The organism is bacterium (genome assembly GCA_028821235.1).
Taxonomy (GTDB): Bacteria; Actinomycetota; Acidimicrobiia; order Spongiisociales; family Spongiisociaceae; genus Spongiisocius.
The window spans coordinates 1-3,837 of the sequence record JAPPGV010000110.1; the positions used below are offsets into that span (position 1 = coordinate 1).

Annotated in this window: 5 protein-coding genes; 3 read left to right on the plus strand and 2 right to left on the minus strand. The window is 67.7% G+C overall.

Annotation, left to right across the window (positions count from 1 at the left end; all coding sequences use genetic code 11):
- The coding region (locus OXK16_11790) for a pyridoxal-phosphate dependent enzyme (protein ID MDE0376621.1) at window positions 1-851 on the plus strand (851 nt) is incomplete at its 5' end.
- Between the two features lie 34 nt (window positions 852-885).
- Here the strand turns inward: OXK16_11790 and OXK16_11795 are convergent.
- Window positions 886-1,194, minus strand: coding sequence for a hypothetical protein (locus OXK16_11795; protein ID MDE0376622.1), 309 nt, complete (start codon window positions 1,192-1,194; stop codon window positions 886-888).
- 135 nt (window positions 1,195-1,329) lie between these two features.
- On the opposite strand from OXK16_11795, the gene OXK16_11800 reads away from it, so the two are divergent.
- Both OXK16_11800 and OXK16_11805 read left to right on the plus strand, forming a co-directional pair.
- The gene (locus tag OXK16_11800; protein MDE0376623.1) at window positions 1,330-2,349 is read left to right on the plus strand and encodes a TIGR03617 family F420-dependent LLM class oxidoreductase; all 1,020 of its coding nucleotides are present in this window, start codon (window positions 1,330-1,332) and stop codon (window positions 2,347-2,349) included.
- 127 nt (window positions 2,350-2,476) lie between these two features.
- Window positions 2,477-2,977 carry a flavin reductase family protein gene (locus OXK16_11805; protein MDE0376624.1) on the plus strand — a complete coding sequence of 167 codons (501 nt, stop codon included), beginning with the start codon at window positions 2,477-2,479 and terminating at the stop codon, window positions 2,975-2,977.
- A gap of 31 nt (window positions 2,978-3,008) precedes the next feature.
- On the opposite strand, the gene OXK16_11810 is transcribed toward OXK16_11805, so the two are convergent.
- A complete protein-coding gene (locus tag OXK16_11810; protein MDE0376625.1) occupies window positions 3,009-3,587 on the minus strand; it encodes a TlpA disulfide reductase family protein in 579 nt (192 codons plus the stop codon).
- Window positions 3,588-3,837: the final 250 nt, after the last annotated feature.

The window sequence follows — 3,837 nt, forward strand, 5'->3', positions numbered from 1 at the left end:
GCTTCGGCCTGTCGGGCAACAAGGTGCGCAAGCTGGAGTTCCACATGGCCGCGGCCATGGAGTCCGGTTGTGACACGGTGATCACCTGCGGCCCCTACCAGTCCAACCATTGCCGGGCCACCGCGCTGGCCGGCGCCCGGTTCGGGCTCGATGTGCGGCTGGTGCTCCGTACCCCGGACGGGAACGAGCCGAACGTCTCGGTGGCCAACCTACGCATCGATACCCTCGCCGGCGCCGAGATCAAGTACATCTCCGAGGCGCAGTGGCCCGACAGGGACGAGATCATGGCTGCGGACGAGGCGGAGTTGGCCGAGCAGGGCCGCAAGTCGTGGGTGATCCCCCAGGGCGGGTCCGACAAGCTGGGTATGTGGGGGATGTCGTTGGGCTTCCGCGAGTTCGTCGGTCAGATCCCTGACGTGATCGGCGCCGACGTGGCGGCGGTGTACCACACCGGATCTTCGGGCGGCACCACCTCCGGCTTCGGCTGGGGCGCCGACCGCACCGGTTTCGAGAGTCCGGTCGTGGCCCTATGCATCTCGGAGCCTGCCGAGAACCTGATCGAACGGGTGGAGCGGATCTGGAAGGCCGGGGTGGAGACCTTCGGGGGCGACATGCCGCAGCCGAACCTCCGGTACGTGGACGACTACCTCTGTGGCGGCTACGGCAGGGTGACAGAAGAGCTGGTGGAGACCATGGTGGAGGCCACCCGGCTGACCGGCCTGCTGTTCGACACCACCTACACCGGCAAGTCCATGTACGGGGTGAAGAACGAGATCCGCAAGGGCAGGTTCGGTCCCGACGACCACATCGTCTTCTGGCACACCGGCGGCGGCTTCGGCGCCGTCAACTGATCAAGCACAGCCCCGTAAGGCGGGTGTCGGGTAGCTAGTCCTCGTCCGGTGGCGGGTTCTCCGCGGCTTCCTCGGCGGGAGCGGTGGTCGCGGATTCGGGCTCGGGCGTAGTCCCCTCGCGGCCTAGATTCACCCGCGCCTCCGCCGTGAATTGGATCTTCGGAGAATCCGGACTGGCGGCAGAGGGCTCGGGTGCTAGCTCGGGCTCTCTCGGTTCGCGGCTCATGGTCACGGTCACGATTCGGTTCTGGAGCAGCCAACCCACCGCTCCGATTCCCCCGATGAAGGCGAACAGTTTCAGCAACCTCTTCATGGTGACGGCCCATCTCTTCTCGGTTGTCATCCACCGGTCCCGGAGCCACCTCCGATGGCGAGGACCTCATCCCCCATGGTACTCGGCCCCGGAATGCACCGGGATCGGGCACAGTTCCTGCTGTAGCCTCGCCTGGCAGACCGCCGTGTAGCGAAGGAAGTTGGCTTGAAGATCGACTACCACCTGGAGGACAGCCCGCTCGGCGCCGTAGCGGAACGGGCTGCGCGGGCCCGGGCCCTCGGCTTCGACGGGGTCTTCACGGCCGACATTTCCCACGACCCGTTCCTGCGGGTGATGGCCGCCGCGTCCGCAGCCCCGGGTGTCGAGGTCGGAACCTCGGTGGCGGTGGCGTTCGCCCGGTCGCCGATGGTGGTCGCCCAGACTGCCTGGGATCTGGCGTCCTTCACCGGGGGCCGGTTCCGGTTGGGTCTGGGTCCCCAGGTGAAGCCCCACATCGAGCGGCGATTCTCGATGCCCTGGGGCCGGCCGGTGGAGCGGATGGCCGAGTTCATCGGCGCCCTGAGGGCCATCTGGGACACCTGGCAGCACGGCACCCGCCTTCGCTTCCGGGGTGAGCACTACTCGCACACGCTCATGACACCCTTCTTCGATCCGGGACCGATCGCCCATCCGGACGTACCCATCCACATAGCAGGGGTCGGCCCCCGGATGTCGCGGCTGGCAGGAGAGGTGTGCGACGGCTACCACGTCCATCCCTTCCACACCGTCCGGTACCTGCGGGAGGTCACCCTCCCGGCCATGCGCGACGGTGCGGGCGCGGCCGGGCGCTCACTCGATCAGGTGGAGATGGCGTCGTCTGTGATGGTGGTAACCGGCCGTGACGAGAGCCAGATCGAGGAGGCCCGGCTGGGCGTCAGGCAGCAGATCGCCTTCTACGCCTCCACGCCGGCCTATCGGAGGGTCCTCGATGCTCATGGCTGGGACTTCGGTCCGGGCCTCGCCGCGCTGGCGAGGACGGGACGTTGGGAGAGGATGGCCGATCTGATCCCCGATGAGGTGGTCGCGGAGGTGGCGGTGGAGGCGCCGGTGGACCGGCTCGGGGCGGCCGTCAGAGCTCGCTACGAGGGGTTGCTGGACCGGGTGGGCCTCTATCCGGCCGGAGGGGTGCCGGCATCCATGACCGATGAGGAGTGGGGCACGATCCTGGCCCAGGTCCGGGCCTAAAGCCGCGTATGCACGGCGACCTCAACGCCTCAGGGCGAGGGCGGTCTCGACCCGAGGATCGGCCACCGCCTGTGACCAGGTTAGGCGATCCGGTGGCTACCCTCCCGTCCGGAAAGGAGCACCGCTGATGCCGTCGCACCCGGTCAACGTGGAGGATGCCTTCCGCGACATCATGGCCAATTTCGCGGCCAGCGTGACGGTCGTGACCAGCTACTGGAACGAACGCCACCACGGGCTGACGGTGTCGGCATTCACCTCCGTGTCCCTGGTCCCTCCGCTGGTGCTGATCTGCATCGACCACGCCTCGCACAGCATCGAGGCTCTGCGGGCGGCGGGCGGGTTCACGGTCAACATGCTCCGGGAGGGCACCGCCGACATCGCCTTGCGGTTTGCTTCGAAGGACCCCGACAAGTTCCGCGGCCTGCCGGTGCGGGCGCCCCGGTACGAGGGGGCCGGTCTGTCCCTGCCCTCGCACTCGTTCGCCTGCCTCGAGTGCCGTACGGTCGAGTCGGCCGAGGCGGGGGATCACACCATCTTCATCGGCCACGTAGAACACGCCGCCCGATACGACCCCGGTCGCCCGCTCCTCTACTGGCAACGGGACTTCCGCCGCCTGGAGTCCAGCTAGATACGGAGGTTCCAGGCGGCCGATTCGGGGTCTATGGAGAACCGAAGTCGTGGTCGATGAAAGCCTTCAAGGTGGCGCCGCTGATCTGGCCGTTGATTTGCCGGGTGATCAGGCCATCCGCCCCGATCAGGTAGGTGACCGGGAGCCCTACGAACGGGTAGTTGTCCGTGACGCTGCGGCTGTCGTCGATTCCCAGCGGGTAGGACGCACCGACTTCGGCGGCGAAGCTCTCGGCGGGCCCGGGAGCATCCTCCACGGCGACGCCCAGGAACGCCACCTGCGGATTCTCCTCCGCCACCCGCGAGAACTCCGGTATCTCGATCCGGCAGGGGGCACACCAGCTGGCCCACAGGTTGAGCACCAGGGGCCGCCCGTCGGTGGATCGGTACTCGGACATCACGAACCTGGACCCGTCGAACAGCGCGACGGACATACCGGGGGCGGGTTCTCCGGCCAGGGGGCCCCTGGGGAATCCCGCCACATCGATCGAGAGGGATCCGGTATCTGTGGCATCGCCGGGTGGCGGATCGGGGGTACGGGTCAGCACCGCCGCCCCGGCGATGACGATGACCGCCATGGCGGCGGCGGCGAGCTTCCAAGCCGTCGGCATCCGCCGCCGTCCTGGATTCTCCGGGGGAGGAGTGAGCGCCGTGTCGGTAGGCGGATAGTGGTTCGACTCGGCCACGACCGCAGGGTAGCGGTGGCCGGCTCGTAGTCACCGGCCGGGGAGTCGGCGGATGCTTTTTTTCGCGCTCTCGCTACGAAGGTCGAGAGTGTCACACCCTCTTCGTATGTTCCATATCGTCAAGCACCTACACCGGCCTGAAGGCTCTCATCGATCGATTCGGCCGGCCCGGAGG